This is a genomic window from Sphaerisporangium sp. NBC_01403, from assembly GCF_045040145.1.
Lineage (GTDB): Bacteria > Actinomycetota > Actinomycetes > Streptosporangiales > Streptosporangiaceae > Sphaerisporangium > Sphaerisporangium viridialbum.
Window position 1 is genome coordinate 8,296,307 of sequence record NZ_CP109534.1, and the last position, 15,803, is coordinate 8,312,109.

Genomic DNA, 15,803 nt, shown 5'->3' on the forward strand with positions numbered 1-15,803 from the left:
AATGCGTCTCTGCCGACACGACCGCGATGACGCGGATCCCCAAAGAAGGGCAGAACAATGAAACGGCGTACCAGACCGAACGCCGGCATCGGAATCGGCATGGTGGCCCTGGTCGCGGTCGCGGCCACGGCACTGTCCATATTCCTGACGCCCGCCCCGCGAGCGTCGGCGGCGGCCCTGACCGAAGTGACGAACTTCGGCGCCAACCCCGGTGGTCTGCGGATGTACCTCTACGTCCCCGACAGAGTGGCATCCCGGCCGGGCGTCCTGGTGGCGATGCACGGCTGCAACGGATGGGCTCCGAGCTTCCACCAGGGCACCGAGTTCGCCTCATTGGCCGACCGGTACGGTTTCATCGTCATCTACCCGCAGGCGAACAAGAGCGCCAACGGCATGTCGAACTGCTTCGACGTGTGGTCGAACGAGGCCCTGCGCCACGGTGGCGGCAGTGACCCGGTGTCGATCATCTCCATGGCGAACTACGCGCTGCAACGCTACAACGGTGACCCGCAGCGGGTGTTCGCCACGGGATTCTCCTCCGGAGCGATGGAGACCAACAACCTGCTCGCCACGTACCCGGACGTGTTCAAGGCCGGCGCGCCGTTCTCGGGTGTGCCCTACGGGTGCCTCGGGCCCGCCGGGTGCGGGGACAAGACGCCACAGCAGTGGGGTGACCTGGTCCGGAACGCCTACCCCGGCTACACCGGGCCCCGGCCGCGGGTGATGGCCTGGCATGGCACCGCCGACTCCGTGCTGCCCTACACGATGCTGCAGGAAGAGGTCGACCAGTGGACCAACGTGCACGGACTTAGCCAGACCCCCGCCTCCACTGACAGCCCGCAATCCGGGTGGACCCGGCGAGTCTTCGGCTCCGGGCAGGTCGAGGCGTACACCATCACCGGCGCCGACCACGATCTGCCGCGAACCGGGATGGCCGCCTACGCCATCCGCTTCTTCGGTCTGGACGGCGGCTCGCCCACCCAGACGCCGACTCCTACCCCCACGACGACGCCGACGGTGCCTGGTGGTGGTGCCGGGCAGGTCAAGGGTGCGGGCTCCGGGCGTTGCCTGGACGTGCCCAACTCCGCCACCACTGACGGCACTTTGGTGCAGTTGTGGGACTGCAACGGGCAGGGCAACCAGCAGTGGACCTCCACCTCGGCCGGCGAGATCAGGGTCTACGGCAACAAGTGCCTGGACGCGGCGGGCACCGGCACCGGCGCCAAGGTGCAGATCTACTCCTGCTGGGGCGGCGACAACCAAAAGTGGCGCCTGAACTCCGACGGCACCATCGCCGGGGTGCAGTCCGGACTGTGCCTGGACGCCATCGGCGCAGGCACCGCCAACGGCACCCAAATCCAGCTCTACACCTGCTGGAGCGGCACCAACCAGAAATGGACCTGGGCGAGATGATCACGCCCGTCTCTTGTCCGTCCACGGTTCTCGGAGCCGCCGATGTGGCGTCATCTGTGCTAACAGAGCGCGGCCGTGCTTCCGTGAGGGACGAGGTGATGAAACGTTCATGCGTTCGCGGTGTTCGCGTCAGACGGTGCACCCGCCCAACGACGTGCGGGACCCGCGCCATGCCCCACATCAAACCGGGCCGCTTTCAGCCGGCCGACCCTCAGGCCGCGCTTCTCCGAAGCGAGCGATCCGAGCCGTGCTCCCACCTACGGGACCGTCCGACCACATTGATCTGGACGCCGGTCAGAGAGCACGTCATGCGTGACCGCCCGGCTGCCGCGGCAGTGCATCACGCTCACATGTCGGGCTGTCCGGCACGGAGGATCGAAGGAGGACTCAATGGTTGCCATCGGTAAGGTCGGGCACGCCTTTCGGCGGCGGCGGCGTGGCTGGCGGTCATTGCTCGCCGTGTTCGTGACGGTCGTCCTGGCCGGATCCATGGTCACGATCGGTACGACGACGGCATCGGCGGCGAGCGTCGACACCAGCGCGTGGTATGTGCTGGTGAACCGCAACAGTGGCAAGGCGCTGGATGTGTACAACCTGGCGACCAATGACGGGGCGCGGATCACCCAGTGGGCGCGCAACGACGGCAACCAGCAGCAGTGGCAGTTCGTCGACTCCGGCGGCGGCTACTACCGGCTGAAGTCCAAACTTTCTGGCAAGGTGCTGGACGTCTACAACTTCTCCACCGCCGACGGCGCCGCCATCGTGCAATGGAGCGACGGAAACGGTGCCAACCAGCAGTTCCGCCTCACCGACTCCTCCGACGGCTACATCCGCCTGACCAACCGCAACAGCGGCAAGGCCGTCGAAGTCCAGAACGCCTCCACCGCCGACGGCGGCAACATCGTCCAGTACACCGACTGGAACGGCGCCAACCAGCAGTGGCAACTCGTCAAAATGGGCGGCACCCCCAATCCCACCCCGACGCCGACCCCGACCACGCCGACGACCCGGTACAACAATCCCGTCATCTGGCAGGACTTCGCCGACGGTGACATCATCCGGGTCGGCGACGCGTACTACTACTCGGCCTCGACCATGCACTACTCGCCGGGCGCGCCGATCCTGCGTTCCTACGACCTGGTGAACTGGGAGTACGCGGGCCACTCGGTGCCCCGGCTCGACTTCGACTCCACCGCCTACGACCTGGGCGGCGGGCGCGCCTACGTCAAGGGCATCTGGGCGTCCGCGCTGAACTACCGGCCGAGGAACAGCACGTACTACTGGCTCGGTTGCGTCGAGTTCAACCGCACCTACGTGTACACCGCGTCGGCGGTGGACGGCACCTGGCAGAAGCGGTCGCGGATCGACAACTGCTACTACGACGCCGGCCTGCTCGTCGACGACAACGACACCATGTACGTCGCCTACGGCAACAGCAACATCAGCGTCGCGCAACTGTCCGCTGACGGGCTCAGCGAGGTGCGTCACCAGCAGGTGTTCACCACGCCGTCGAGCGTCGGCACCCTGGAGGGCTCCCGCTTCTACAAGCGCGACGGCTACTACTACATCTGGCTGACCCGCCCCGCCAACGGGCAGTACGTGCTGCGGTCCACCAGTCCGTTCGGCCCGTACGAGATGCGGCAGGTCCTGCTCGACATGCCCGGCCCGATCTCCGGTGGCGGGGTGCCGCATCAGGGCGGCCTCGTGCAGACCCAGAACGGCGCCTGGTATTACATGGCCTTCGTCGACGCCTACCCCGGTGGCCGGATGCCGGCTCTCGCGCCGATCACCTGGAGCGCCGACGGCTGGCCCACCGTCCAGACCGTCAACGGCGCCTGGGGTGCCTCGTACCCGACGCCGAACATCCAGACCACGAAGACCGTGAAACCGATGACCGGCGCCGACACCTTCACCACGAGCGCGCTCGGGCCGCAGTGGGAGTGGAACCACAACCCCGACAACACCAAGTGGTCGGCGGGTAGCGGGCTGCGACTGCAGACCGCTACCGTCACCGGCGACCTGTACGCAGCCCGCAACACCCTCACCCACCGCATCCAGGGCCCCTCGTCCACCGCGACGATCGAGCTGGACTACTCCACGATGAGCAACGGTGACCGGGCCGGGCTGGCCATGCTCCGCGACTCGTCGGCGTGGATCGGCGTCAGGCGCGACAACGGCGCTACCCGGGTGGTGATGACCAACAACATCACCATGAACAGCAGTTGGCAGACCGCCGCCACCGGCACTGAGGCCGCGAGCGCGCCGGTCTCCGGCGGCCGGATCTGGCTGCGCGTCAACGCCGACATCCGCCCGGGCTCGGGACGGCAGGCCCGCTTCTCCTACAGCACCGACGGGGTCAACTTCACCACCCTCGGCCCGGCCTTCACGCTCAACAACGCCTGGCAGTTCTTCATGGGCTACCGGTTCGCGATGTTCAACTACGCCACCCAGGCCCTCGGCGGCTCGGTGACCGTGCGCCGGTTCGACCTGACCACCCCCTGAGTACAGAAAGGCAAGGCGGTGGAGGTCTGCGGTGACGCCCGCCCCTGCTTCGGAGCGGGCGAGTCCGCACCCTCGAAAGGGAGCGACACCTTGGATACCAAGAACGGGACCCCACCCCCGCTTCCGCTCGGAACCGCGCTGGCCGGGCCGAAGTCCGACTCGACCCCATCCCAGCGCGTCGGACACGGTCAGGGAGGCCTCCGGTCCTGGTGGGGAACGCGTCGGCGGTACCCGGACGCCCGCGATCGTGACAGTTCGGTCCGCGCGATCGAGCCACCACAGGCTTGAAAGTGAACGACAAAATGGAAGGAAATGGTGTGAAACGCACATTACGCGCCATGCTGGCGGCCGTCGCCGTATCGGTGGTGGCCGCGAGCGTGCTGTTGGGGGTACGGCCCGCCGCGGCGGCGTCGCTGACCCGGGTGACCGGCTTCGGGAACAACCCGACCAACTTGAACATGTACATGTATGTCCCGGACCGGGTGGCGGCCCGGCCGGCGCTGCTGGTCATGGTGCACTACTGCACCGGTTCGGCCTCCGGGGTGTTCAACGGCGTCGGGCACGACTACGTCACCGCCGCCGACCGGTACGGCTACATCATCGTCCTGCCCGAGGCCACCCGCAGCGGCCAGTGCTTCGACGTGTCCACCCCGGCCGCCCTCAAACGCGACGGCGGCGGGGACTCCACCGGGATCATGTCGATGGTCGCCTACGCCCGGCAGCGCTACAACATCGATCCCGGGCGCATCGTGGTCAGCGGCTTCTCCTCCGGCGCCATGATGACCAACGTACTGGCCGCGCAGTACCCCGACGTGTTCTCGGCCGCCGCGGCGTTCTCCGGCGTCCCGGCCGGGTGCTTCGCCACCACCGACGGGTCGCTGTGGAACAGCCAGTGCTCCGGCGGCCAGCTCATCAGGACCGCCCAGCAGTGGGGCGACCAGGCAAGGGCCATGTACCCGGGCTACACCGGCCGCTACCCGCGGATGCAACTGTGGCACGGCACCACCGACACCACCCTCGCTTACCCCAACTTCGGCGAAGAGATCAAACAGTGGACCAACCTCAACGGGGTGAGCCAGACTCCCACGTTCACCGACAGCCCGAAGTCGGGCCTCACGCGGACCCGGTACGGCGGCACGGGAAACCAGGCGCCCGTCGAGGGACTCAGCTTCGCGGGCTACGGTCACTCCCTGCCGTTGACCGGCATGTTCCCCTACGCCCTCACCTTCCTCGGCCTCGACGGAACCTCGCCGAACCCGACACCGACGCCCACCCCCACCCCGACTCCCACGGGCGCGGGTGCGATCAGAAATGTGGGGTCGGGCAGGTGTCTTGACGTCTCCGGCGCGTCGCAGGCCAACGGCACGCAGGCGCAGATCTGGGACTGCAACGGGCAGGCCAACCAGCAATGGACGCCGACCGCGAGTGGCGAGTTGCGCGTGTACGGCGGCAAGTGCCTGGACGTCAACAACCGCGGCACCGCCGACGGGAGCAGCGTGATTATCTGGGACTGCAACGGCCAGAACAACCAGCAGTGGCGCTTCAACTCCGACGGCAGCATCACCGCGGTGGGCGCGAACAAGTGCCTGGACGTACGCAATACTACTGCCAACGGCGCCAAGCTGCAGATCTGGTCCTGCAGTGGCGGCACCAACCAACGCTGGACCCGCACCTGACACACGTGCGGCCTCGCACCGGGGACCGACGACCGCCCCCGGCGAAGGCTCCGGTGCCGGCGGCACGCCGATGCCGTTGACCACCAAGGAGGAGAACGATGCGGCCTTCGGCCGAGGCCACGACAAGAGGTTCGGACATCCTCGAGTAGCGCTGATGGAGGCTGTCTCAACAGTATGTTAGCGCTAACAATCGGCCGGTGAATGCCATCTCGACCTTTCTCGAGCCATTGCATGAATCGATTCCGTCGGAAATTCCGAGGCCGACGGATCTCTCCGACGGCGGTGGCACATGTGCCTGCCCCAATCCGGAAGGTGATCATGAAAGTCGCATCTCCCCTTCGACTCGACGTCATATCCAGGCGCAGTGTGCTTTTGCTCATGGCACTGCTCTGCGCCGTGACGCTGATCCCGGGTACGGCCCGGGCGGATAATCCGATCGTCCAGACGATCTATACCGCTGATCCGGCTCCGCTGGTGTACAACGGCCGGGTCTATCTGTATACGGGGCATGACGAGGACGGGTCGACGTATTTCACGATGAAGGATTGGCGGGTGTGGTCGACCACCGACATGGTGAACTGGACCGACCATGGTTCCCCGCTGAGTGTCGCCACTTTCAGTTGGGCGAAGTCGGATGCGTGGGCGGGTCAGACGATCTACCGCAACGGCAAGTTCTACTGGTACGTGCCGACGACCAACCGGTCGACCGGGCGGATGGCCATCGGGGTGGCGGTCTCCGACAGCCCGACCGGGCCGTTCACCGACGCGATCGGGCGTCCGCTGGTGGAGAACGGTGAGATCGATCCCACGGTGTTCATCGACGACAACGGGCAGGCCTACCTGTACTGGGGCAACCCGCATCTGTCGTATGTGAAGCTGAACACCGACATGATCTCCTACTCCGGCAGCGTGACGCAGATCCCGCTGACCACCGCGGGGTTCGGTACTCGTAGCGGGGATGCCAATCGTCCGACCCTGTTCGAAGAGGGTCCGTGGGTTTACAAGCGCAACGGCCTGTACTACATCGTGTTCGCGGCGAAATGCTGCTCGGAGTTCATCGCGTATTCCACGGCCACCAGTCCGACCGGGCCGTGGACCTACCGGGGAACGATCATGCCCACGCAGGGCAGCAGCTTCACCAACCACCCCGGCGTCATCGATTACAACGGCGGGTCGTACTTCTTCTACCACAACGGCGCGCTGCCGGGCGGCGGCGGCTTCACCCGTTCGGTCGCGGTGGAGAAGTTCGCCTACAACGCTGATGGGACCATCCCGACGATCAACATGACCACGACGGGGGCGCCGCAGGTGGGCACGTTGAACCCCTACCTCCGTCAGGAGGCCGAGACGATCGCCTGGGAGTCCGGCGTGGAGACCGAGCCTTCCAGTGAGGGCGGGATGAACGTCGGGTGGATCGAGAACGGGGACTACGTCAAGGTCAAGGGTGTCGCCTTCGGTTCCGGCGCGGCGTCCTTCAGCGCGCGGGTGGCCTCGGCGACCAGCGGCGGCCGGATCGAGCTGCGTCTGGACGGTGTCAACGGCGCGCTGGTGGGGACGTGCACGGTGGCGGGCACCGGTGGCTGGCAGACCTGGACGACGGTCACCTGCCCGGTGAACGGCGCGATGGGCACCCATGACCTGTACTTCAAGTACACCGGCGGGAGCGGCACCCTGTTCAACGTGAACTGGTGGCAGTTCAACGGCGGCACCGGTACCGGCGGGAACCTGTTGACCAACGGCGACATGGAGAGCGGCACGACTGGTTGGGGTGCGTCCGGCGGAACCCTGTCGTCCGTCACCAACGCCGTGCACGGCGGCGCGCGGGCGCTGTCCATCACCGGACGCACGGCGTCATGGAACGGCACCACTCAGGATGTGACCTCCAAGCTCACCAACGGCAAGAGCTACACGACGAGCGTCTGGGTGCGGTCGCAGACCGGTACGCCGAGCGCGAAGGCGACCCTGGCGGTCACGGCCAACGGCACGACGAACTACCTCCAGCTGACGCCGGCGACGGCGGTCAACTCCGGCGGCTGGACCCAGCTCACCGGCACGGCGACGGTGTCGTGGAGCGGGACGCTGACCGGGGCCACCTTCTACGTCGAGACGGCGGCGGGCACCGACGGCCTCTCCATCGACGACGCCTCGTTCCAGTAGTCCCAAGCCGGCTGTCACGCGCGCCGCTCCGGTACGATCACCGACCCCGCGTCGTGGTCGGGTGACGCCGGGGCGGCGCGATCGCCCGGGTGAGAGCCGTCACGACTCGGCCCGCACCTGGGAGTCCGGGCCGGACGCCGGACGGCCGAGGTTCTCCCGCAGCCAGGTCTCGGTAGTGCTCACGTGCATGAGCGCCGCCGCCTGGGCGAGAGGGGCGTCGCGGCCCGCCAGCGCCCGGTAGATGGCGACGTGCTCGGTGATCGTGCGGCCGGCCACGTCGTCGTCGACCAGCCCGCGCCACACGCGGGCGCGCAGCGTCCGGCCGGCGATCCCCGCGAGCAGGGTGCAGAGCGCCGTGTTGCCCGTCGCCGCGAGCACGGCACGGTGGAAGTCGTCGTCATAGTGGTTGAGCGCCTCGACGTCGCCCTGTGCGTCGATCATCGCGTTGAGGTGGTGTTCGACCTTCCGGAGCTGGTCGGCGGAGATGCGCGTGGCCGCGAGGCCGGTCGCGACCGGCTCCAACAGGCGCCGCACCTCGGTGATCTCCAGCAGGTCGTCGCCCCGCATCATCTCGACGGCGAGGCCGACCCCCTCCAGCAACAGCTCCGGCTTGAGGCTCGTGACATAGGTGCCGGCGCCCCTGCGCACCTCCAGGACACGTGTGGTGATGAGCGACCGGACGGCCTCCCTCAGCAGGTTCCGGGACAGGCCCAGTTCGGCGGCCAGATCCTGCTCTGAGGGTAACCGTGCCCCCGGCGGAAGGACCCCGTCCTTGATCAGCTGTCTGATGTGCTCGATCGCCTGCTCGGTAAGCGACATAACTGAATCTTCCTACCTCATCCAGCCGGGCGAAGCCACGGTAAGACATCCCATGTCATGAAAGAACAGCTGGCGGATTTCACAGTCACGAGGGTCTCCGCAGCGGAAGGGCCGGAGGAGGGGGAGCAGCGGGAAATGCCCGTCTGATCTGGCCATATAGCGCCGTCATCGGGCTCGTGGACCGTCTCGGCGGGCCCGGTCTCGGAAGTCTCCGCGACATCGACCGGCGGCAGGTCTGGACATTCCCCTGCGTCTGGCTTACAAATACATCCCATGTCCATCTTGTGAAGGTCTCTTCACGTTCGCGAAACACGAAGGGTTCTGCGCCGGTGGGCGTGCATGGATTGCGCGCCCAGTGTGCGGGCGGCAGGATTCCGCGCGACCTGGAAGAGCTCCTCAGGCTCTCGAGAGGTTCCTCCCATGTCCTCGTCCTCATCCTCATTCCAGTTCAGCCGCCGCACACTGCTCGCCGGGGCCGGAGGCGTCGCGGCCGCCGGCCTGCTGGGGGTGCGCACCGCGTGGGCCACCGACGGGCCGCAGAGTTACACATCGAGCTGGGGGTCGGTCGACCAGCACCCGCCCGCTGCCGAATGGTTCCAGGACGCCAAGTTCGGCATCTACTACCACTGGGGAGTGTTCAGCGTCCCCGCGTTCGCCAACGAGTGGTACCCCCGCAACATGTACTTCAGCGGCTCCAACGAGAACAACCATCACAAGAGCGTCTACGGTGATCCTTCGGTGTGGCCGTACCACAACTTCATCAACGGCGCCCGCGACAAGGCGGGCAACTGGATGCAGTTCGCCCCCAAGTTGAGGTCCGCCGGCGGCAACTTCGATCCCAACGAGTGGGCGCAGCTGTTCGCCGACGCCGGCGCCAGGTTCGCCGGGCCGGTGGCCGAGCACCACGACGGCTACTCGATGTGGAACAGCAGGGTGAACGAGTGGAACTCGGTCGCCACCGGCCCCAAGCTCGACCTGCTGCGGCTGCACGCCGACGCCATCCGGGCCAAGGGTCTGAAGCTGCTGGTGTCCCTGCACCACGCCTACAACTTCACCGGCTTCTACGAGCGCGTGCCGGCGCAGTCCACCCCCACCCTGCGGAAGCTGTACGGGCAGCTCGACGCGGCCACGGAGTACCAGCTCTGGTACGACAAGCTCAAGGAGGTGATCGACGGTTACCAGCCCGACGTCATCTGGCAGGACTTCAACCTCGGCAGCATCCCGGAGTCCCAGCGGCTGAACTTCCTGGCGTACTACTACAACCAGGCGGTCGCCTTGAACAAGGACGTGGTCGCCACCTACAAGGACGGGTTCAACACCAGGGGCGAGGTCTTCGACTACGAGCGCGGCGGACCGGCCGCCATCCAGACCCCCTACTGGCTGACCGACGACAGCATCTCCAGCTCCAGCTGGTGCTACACCGTCGGCATCGGCTACTACTCGCTCGAGGCCATGCTGCACTCGCTGATCGACCGGGTCAGCAAGAACGGCAACATGCTCCTCAACATCGCCCCCATGGCCGACGGCACCATTCCCTCCGGACAGCGGACGATCCTGCTGGGCATCGGGGACTACCTCAAGCGCTTCGGAGAGTCCATCTACGCCACCCGCGCCTGGGCGACCTACGGCGAAGGACCGACACAAATGGGAGGCGGCTCCTTCACCACGCCACGGCCGGGAACCAACCGCGACATCCGGTTCACCCGCAGCAAGGACAACAGGGTGCTGTACGCCACTGTGCTGGGCTGGCCGGGCGGCACGCTGAACATCACGACCCTGGGCTCGGGCCGGATCAACCTGAGCAGTCTGGCCTCGGTGCAACTGCTCGGCTCCACAGCCGGCCAGTACATCAACCTGGCGGGCCGCACGCAGGACGGTGGCGGCCTGCACATCTCGATGCCCTCCTCCACCGCCCCGTTCAGCGCCCCGGCGTATGTGGTCAAGCTGACCTTCAACGGCGCCATCCCCGCCCTGGACTCGGGTCCCACCCCCACCGGCTGGGTGCGGATCACCAACGTCACGACCAACCTCGTCCTGGACAGCGGAGGGAACGTCGCCTCGGGGTCGGTCCTCAAGCAGTGGAACTACGACGGCAGCACCAACCTGCAGTGGCAGCTGGTGGACCTGGGCGGCGGGTGGTACCGCATCGTCAACCGCACCAACGGCATGGTCGCCGACAGCTGGGGCAACACCGCCAACGGCGCCTCCTGCCTGCAGACGACCTGGAACGGCGGCAACAACCAGCAGTGGCGGCTCAACAGCCTCGGCAACGGCCGCTACCAGATCATCAACCGCGGCACCGGCACCGCGCTGGACGGCGCCGGCACCACCACGGTCGGCTCCGCCGTGCAGCTGTGGACTCCGAACGCCAGCACCAACAACCAGTGGACCATCACCGCGGTATGACCCGGCCCGGCCCCACGCGCGACCGCGTCTTCCCGCGCCGCGACCGGCGGCCACCGCCGCGGCCATGCCCTGATCATGCCCGCCCGGAATCGATTCGAATCGAGCGCCGGTGCCGTGCCGAACCGTCGGCGCTGAAATTTTCAACATGAGACGTCAGTGGCTGTTTCGACCGCATCCCTGATCAGAAGTGAAAAGTAATGGGTGGTCGCGGGCGAGCACCGCGCGAGGATAAAGGCCGATGCTTGACAGACATCGTCGCCGTCATATTTGCTCCGCTGCACCGTCCCCTCCAATCAGGCCCAAGAGAGGAGCACTTAACACCCGTCTGATGTTAGCGCTAACAAGGACCTGTCGTGCATTTTCCCCGATCAGAGATCACGTATGCCGACAGGCCGATGCTCCCACCCGATAAGGGAGAAGCGAATGGTTTCTTTGTCCAGATCCATCGATACCCGCACCATAACCGGAGTTGTGTGATGTCAAGGCACAGATCCTTTTTCGGAGCGGTCGCGGTCGCGGCGCTTCTCGTCCTGGGCACCGGTCGTGCGGCGATGAGCAGCGACCTCGGCGCAGCCACGTCGTCCGCCGGCGCCGGCACCCTCGCGGCGACCGCCGGATGCGGAAAGACCCCGACGCTGAGGAGTGGTACGCAGTCGATTCAGACCAGCGGCAAGAATCGCTCCTACATCCTGCGGCTTCCCGACAACTACAACAACAACACCCCCTACCGGTTGATCTTCGGATTCCACTGGCTGGGCGGCACCGCCACCGAGGTCGACTCCGGCGGAACCAGTGGCTACCCCTGGTCCTTCTACGGACTCAGGCAGATGTCGAACAACCAAGCGATCTTCGTCGCGCCCCAGGGCTTCAACAACGGCTGGGCCAACTCCGGAGGCGAGGACCTGGTCTTCGTCGACGACATGATCAAGCGCATCGAGGCAGACCTCTGTGTCGACACCTCGCAGCTTTTCGCCACCGGTTTCAGCTACGGCGGCGCCATGAGCTACTCGATCGCGTGCTCCCGGGCGAACGTCTTCCGCGCGGTCGCGGTCTTCTCCGGCGCCCAGCTCAGCGGGTGCAGCGGCGGCACTCAGCCCATCGCCTACATGGGGCTGCACGGCATCGGGGACACCGTGCTCAACATCTCGCAGGGACGCTCGCTGCGTGACCGGTTCGTCCAGAACAACGGCTGCACCCCCCAGACCCCGCGCGAGCCGAGTTCGGGCAGCAAGACGCACATCGTCACCGCCTATTCGGGGTGCCGGGCCGGGTATCCGGTCGTCTGGGCCGCGTTCGACAACGGTCACATGCCCGGCCCGGTGGATGGGACCTACACCGAGAGCGGCATCACGACCTGGACCAAGGGAGAAGTGTGGAAGTTCTTCTCCCAGTTCGGGAGCAACCCCTCGCCCAGCCCGACGCCCACGCCGACACCCACGCCGACACCCACCCCGACGCCGGTACCCGGTGGATGCGCGGCCACGATCGAGACGGTGAACTCCTGGTCCGGCGGCTTCCAGTCCACCGTCACCGTCCGAACGGGCACCAGCGCCGTCAACGGCTGGACGGTCCACTGGACCTGGCCCGGCGGGCAGACCATCAGCAGCCTGTGGAACGGCGTCCGCTCCGGCTCCGGAGCCGACGTCAGCGTCCGCAACGAGTCCTACAACGGCTCGGTCGCGGCCAACGGCAGCACCACGTTCGGCTTCACCGCCACCGGCACGGCGGCCACGCCCGCCCTTTCCTGCAGCGCCTCCTGACGCGATGACGGCGCGGCGACGCGCCGGACTCGCGACCCCGGCCGCGGCGCCCTCGCCTCACAGCGGGGCGCCGCGACCGGGGCGAGCACGTGCCCACAGGCCATCGGGCGGGCACCGCCGACGACACGAGATCCAGATCTGTCCTCGCCGGGCGGATCCGGCCGGAGGCGGGCCCGCCTCCGCCCGGACGCCCTCAGGCGCCCGGGAAACTTTCACAGGGTGACTCGGGCGGCCCGGCGAGGATGCCCCAGGCCGAGCGGCCCTCGTATGCGTGCCCGATCGAGCACGAACCAGCGGCACAGCCAGCCCCGCCGCGCATCGGGTGCCGTCATCACGTGCTGTGTGGCTGCCTGGTTCCACTTCGTCATCCGATGGGTGAACTCATGGACGACTTCCCCTCATACACCGACATTGTTGACGCGAGACATCATACGAGTTACGTTTCGCGAGCCGACGATCGGGATCACCGTCCTCTCGCGGACTGGGCGCGAAGCCGGCACGAGGACCCAGCCACACCACCCGATCGGCTACGGCAGGGCCTTTGCTGACCAAACTCCCCCCCTCATCAGGAGGTCCCGTGTTCGAATCGTCGTACTCTGCGATGCGGAGGCTCTTGTCAGCCGGAGTCGCCGCGATGGGGTTGACCGCCGCGGTCGCCCTGGTCGCACCGGCCTCTCCCGCCTCGGCTGCTACCACCACCCTGTACGCCTCCCCTTCCGGCAGCGGCACCAGCTGCTCCGCTGCCCAGCCGTGCTCCTTGACGGACGCGCAGGCCGCGGTGCGGTCGCGTGTCGGCGGGATGTCCGGTGACATCGTCGTGGAGCTGGCCGACGGGGTGTACCGGCTGTCCTCGCCGCTACGGCTGACCGCGGCGGACTCCGGCACCAACGGATACCAGGTGATCTGGCGGGCGGCCGCGTCGGCGCACCCCGTGATCAGCGGCGCCAGGGCGGTCACCGGCTGGACGCTCGCCGACTCCGGGAAGAACATCTGGCGGGCCAACGTCGGTACCGGGATCGACACCCGGCAGCTCTACGTCAACGGCGCCATCGCCACACGCGCGCGTACCAGCGTGAACCGGTCCGACTTCACCGCGAGCAGCACGGGGATGAGGTTCAGCAACAGCGCCCTGAGCTATCTGAACAACCTCGCCAACCAGAACCGGGTCGAGATGGAGAGCGTCGGTTCGTTCACCGACCGCTACGTGCCGGTGCAGAGCATCAGCGGGAACTTCATCACGATGCAGCAGCCCGCCTGGAACAACAACAACTTCGGGTACGACACCTTCGCCAGCCCGCACCGGGCGGGTCCGCTCTACCTGGAGAACGCCTACGAGTTCCTCGACTCGCCGGGCGAGTGGTACATCAACCCCGGGACCGGCGTGCTGTCCTACATCCCGCTCGCCGGGCAGAACATGAGCAACGTCAGCGTGGACCTGCCGGTGCTGCAGTCCCTGGTGGACGTCGGGGGCACCTACGACGCGCCCGCGCACCACATCACCTTCAGCGGAGTCACCTTCTCCGGCACGAGCTGGCTCGGGCCGAGCAGCAACCAGGGTTTCGCGGACCAGCAGACCGGCTCCTACATCGCCGGCAACTGGAACTGGCCCAGCTTCGGCTCCTGCAACGAGGGTTGCCAGCAGTTCGAGGCCGCCCGGCCGAACTGGTTCCAGATGCCCGCCGCGGTCCAGGTCTCCGCCGCCAACAACATCACCTTCACCGACTCCCAGTTCGTCAACCTCGGTCAGACGGCCGTGGGCATCGGCAACGACGCCAACGCGCACGCCAGCGGTGTCGGCCTGGGCGCCGGCAACATCACGGTCACCCGGTCGGAGATCGCCCGCAACTCGGCGGGCGGCATCGTGATCGGCGGCGTGCGCGCCGACGCGCACCACCCCAGCGACCAGCGGATGGTCAACCGGAACATCACCGTCAGCAACAACCGCATCCACGACCTCGGCGTGGACTACCGGGGCATCGTCTCGGTCCTGCCCACCTACGTCACCAACGCCACGATCTCCCACAACGAGGTCTACAACCTGCCCTACACCGGCATGTCGCTGGGGTACGGCTGGGGCGCCAACGAGCCCGGCGGCAACACCCAGTACGCCAACCGCGGCCTGTACAACTACCAGCCGCGCTACACCACGGCCACCACGGCGTCCAACAACCAGCTCATCGGCAACTACGTGCACGACGTCATGCAGCAGATGACCGATGGCGGATGCATCTACACGCTGTCGTGGAACCCCGGCGCGGTGATCAGCGACAACTACTGCCTGCGGACCAACGGCTGGTTCGGGGTCTACTTCGACGAGGGCTCCAAGTACTACACCGTCAGGAACAACGTCCTGTCCTCCACCGGCACGTGGCTCACCGCCAACTACTGGGGCGGCGAGAACATGGGGAACTTCACCGTCACCGGCAACTGGTCGAGCAACGGCAGCACCAACGTAACCAACGGCGACCGCGGCAACGTGGTGAACAACAACGTCACGGTCACCAACGGCAGTTGGCCGTCCGGCGCCCAGGCTGTGATGGGGTCCGCCGGCCCGCAGAGTGGCGGCGACAGCCAGCAGAATGTGCGGATCGTCGGGGCCGGCTCGGGCCGCTGCGTCGACATCAGCAATTCCAGCACCGCCAACGGTACCCAGGCGCAGATCTGGGACTGCGGTAGCGGCACCAACCAGCGGTTCACCTACACCTCGGGCAAGCAACTGCAGGTGTACGGCAACAAGTGCCTGGACGCCAACAACCAGGGGACCGCCAACGGCACCCAGGTGGTCATCTGGGACTGCAACGGGCAGACCAACCAGCAGTGGAACGTCAACTCCAACGGCACCATCACAGGGGTGCAGTCGGGGCTGTGCCTGGACGTGCCGAACAACGCCACCGCCAACGGCACCAAGCTCAACCTCTGGTCCTGTAACAGCGGCGCCAACCAACGCTGGAGCCTTGCCGGCTGATCCGGCCCTCACACCTTCGCCGGGGCGCGCCGCGAGTCCCGGCGAAGGTGGTACCCACGAGGGGTGTGCGGCGGACAGGGAGTCCTTCCGGAGCTCGGACGGTGT

General features: G+C 67.0%; 8 protein-coding genes. 7 read left to right on the top strand and 1 reads right to left on the bottom strand.

Translation table 11 applies throughout. The annotated features are described in order from the left end of the window. Positions 1–57: 57 nt before the first annotated feature. The 4 genes from OG589_RS37405 (at position 58) to OG589_RS37420 (ending at position 7,748) form a co-directional block, all read left to right on the top strand. On the top strand, positions 58–1,413 hold the full coding sequence (locus OG589_RS37405; RefSeq protein ID WP_405143126.1) for a PHB depolymerase family esterase: 1,356 nt from the start codon (positions 58–60) through the stop codon (positions 1,411–1,413). Positions 1,414–1,803: 390 nt separating this feature from the next. Then, positions 1,804–3,915 (top strand): family 43 glycosylhydrolase, encoded by a 2,112-nt coding sequence (locus tag OG589_RS37410; protein ID WP_405143128.1) that lies wholly within the window; start codon positions 1,804–1,806, stop codon positions 3,913–3,915. Positions 3,916–4,232: 317 nt separating this feature from the next. Further along, the gene (locus OG589_RS37415) at positions 4,233–5,591 is read left to right on the top strand and encodes a PHB depolymerase family esterase (protein WP_405143130.1); all 1,359 of its coding nucleotides are present in this window, start codon (positions 4,233–4,235) and stop codon (positions 5,589–5,591) included. Positions 5,592–5,969: 378 nt separating this feature from the next. Beyond that, entirely contained in the window at positions 5,970–7,748 is a 1,779-nt protein-coding gene (locus OG589_RS37420) for a family 43 glycosylhydrolase (RefSeq protein WP_405143132.1), read from the top strand. A gap of 99 nt (positions 7,749–7,847) precedes the next feature. Here OG589_RS37420 and OG589_RS37425 read toward each other — a convergent pair whose 3' ends face one another. Further along, positions 7,848–8,567, bottom strand: a complete 720-nt coding sequence (locus OG589_RS37425; protein ID WP_405143134.1) for a FadR/GntR family transcriptional regulator — start codon at positions 8,565–8,567, stop codon at positions 7,848–7,850. 420 nt (positions 8,568–8,987) lie between these two features. On the opposite strand from OG589_RS37425, the gene OG589_RS37430 reads away from it, so the two are divergent. The 3 genes from OG589_RS37430 (at position 8,988) to OG589_RS37440 (ending at position 15,698) form a co-directional block, all read left to right on the top strand. Then, positions 8,988–10,973, top strand: a complete 1,986-nt coding sequence (locus tag OG589_RS37430; RefSeq protein WP_405143136.1) for an alpha-L-fucosidase — start codon at positions 8,988–8,990, stop codon at positions 10,971–10,973. Between the two features lie 476 nt (positions 10,974–11,449). After that, positions 11,450–12,733 (top strand): cellulose binding domain-containing protein, encoded by a 1,284-nt coding sequence (locus OG589_RS37435; protein ID WP_405143138.1) that lies wholly within the window; start codon positions 11,450–11,452, stop codon positions 12,731–12,733. Positions 12,734–13,346: 613 nt separating this feature from the next. Next, a complete protein-coding gene (locus OG589_RS37440; RefSeq protein WP_405143139.1) occupies positions 13,347–15,698 on the top strand; it encodes an RICIN domain-containing protein in 2,352 nt (783 codons plus the stop codon). Positions 15,699–15,803 lie beyond the last annotated feature (105 nt).

Bases quoted from the DNA above. Each gene is read 5' to 3' on its own strand.
- OG589_RS37405 (WP_405143126.1), top strand. From the start codon at position 58: ATGAAACGGCGTACCAGACCGAACGCCGGCATCGGAATCGGCATGGTG.
- OG589_RS37410 (WP_405143128.1), top strand. From the start codon at position 1,804: ATGGTTGCCATCGGTAAGGTCGGGCACGCCTTTCGGCGGCGGCGGCGT.
- OG589_RS37420 (WP_405143132.1), top strand. From the start codon at position 5,970: ATGGCACTGCTCTGCGCCGTGACGCTGATCCCGGGTACGGCCCGGGCG.
- OG589_RS37425 (WP_405143134.1), bottom strand. From the start codon at position 8,567: ATGTCGCTTACCGAGCAGGCGATCGAGCACATCAGACAGCTGATCAAG.
- OG589_RS37430 (WP_405143136.1), top strand. From the start codon at position 8,988: ATGTCCTCGTCCTCATCCTCATTCCAGTTCAGCCGCCGCACACTGCTC.
- OG589_RS37435 (WP_405143138.1), top strand. From the start codon at position 11,450: ATGTCAAGGCACAGATCCTTTTTCGGAGCGGTCGCGGTCGCGGCGCTT.